The organism is Christiangramia portivictoriae DSM 23547, from assembly GCF_000423045.1.
Classification (GTDB): Bacteria; Bacteroidota; Bacteroidia; order Flavobacteriales; family Flavobacteriaceae; genus Christiangramia; species Christiangramia portivictoriae.
Map to the genome: position 1 here is coordinate 590,296 of NZ_KE383972.1, position 489 is coordinate 590,784.

Annotated in this window: 1 protein-coding gene; it reads left to right on the top strand. The window is 39.3% G+C overall.

Annotated features, from left to right (window positions below; all coding sequences use genetic code 11):
• The coding region (locus G529_RS16640) for a cadherin-like domain-containing protein (RefSeq protein ID WP_026916364.1) at window positions 1-489 on the top strand (489 nt) is incomplete at both ends.

The window sequence follows — 489 nt, forward strand, 5'->3', positions numbered from 1 at the left end:
AATGGTCTTCAATATAGTATTGGAGGTGATTATCAAACCAGTGGATCCTTCACAGGTCTTGACGCGGGAACATATCAGGTAACTGCTAAAAATGGTGACGGATGTATTTCAACAGCTACTTCTGTAACTATAAATGAGCAGCCTATCGGCGCAACTGCCAATAATGATGCTGCTTCTACCAACGAGGACAACATTGTAACTATTAACGTTCTAGATAACGATACTAATCCAGGAGATGGAAACTTAACAATTGTAGATTTCACTCAGCCTGGAAATGGATCTGTTACTAAAAATGATGATGATACTTTCGAATATACTCCAAATGAGAATTATAATGGAGAGGATACTTTCTCTTATACAATCACTAATGGAGAGTGTGGTAATTTAACTGCAACAGTAACAATCACTATCAACCCAGTGAACGATGCGCCGGTAGCCGTGGATGATTCGGCTTCTACTTCTGAAGATACTCCGGTACAAATTGACGTA